This is a genomic window from Bacillus cereus group sp. BfR-BA-01492 (genome assembly GCF_022662815.1).
GTDB classification, from domain to species: Bacteria; Bacillota; Bacilli; order Bacillales; family Bacillaceae_G; genus Bacillus_A; species Bacillus_A cereus_BD.
Map to the genome: position 1 here is coordinate 1 of NZ_JAKUEH010000053.1, position 492 is coordinate 492.

Genomic DNA, 492 nt, shown 5'->3' on the forward strand with positions numbered 1-492 from the left:
ATGATTGGGGTGAAGTCGTAACAAGGTAGCCGTATCGGAAGGTGCGGCTGGATCACCTCCTTTCTATGGAGAATTGATGAGCGCTGCTTATCAATATAAGTTTCCGTGTTTTGATTTCGTTTAGTTTTGAGAGTTCAATAAAAAAGTATTGACTCTTAAAAAGAAATATGATATAAATTAATTCTGCAAATTGTATGGGCCTATAGCTCAGCTGGTTAGAGCGCACGCCTGATAAGCGTGAGGTCGATGGTTCGAGTCCATTTAGGCCCACCATACAAATTGGGGCCTTAGCTCAGCTGGGAGAGCGCCTGCCTTGCACGCAGGAGGTCAGCGGTTCGATCCCGCTAGGCTCCACCAAACGTTATTTTATATAACTTGGTATGTTCTTTGAAAACTAGATAACAGTGTAGCTCATATTTTTTAATTTTAGTTTGGTTAAGTTAGAAAGGGCGCACGGTGGATGCCTTGACACTAGGAGTCGATGAAGGACGG

The 492-nt window shown here is 43.5% G+C and carries 2 tRNA genes and 1 rRNA gene; all 3 read left to right on the forward strand.

The annotated features are described in order from the left end of the window. Window positions 1-63 (forward strand): 16S ribosomal RNA (locus MR063_RS21525); the annotation flags it as partial. Window positions 64-196: 133 nt separating this feature from the next. Further along, window positions 197-273 (forward strand) — tRNA-Ile (locus tag MR063_RS21530). Between the two features lie 8 nt (window positions 274-281). After that, window positions 282-357: transfer RNA gene (locus tag MR063_RS21535), tRNA-Ala, on the forward strand. Window positions 358-492 lie beyond the last annotated feature (135 nt).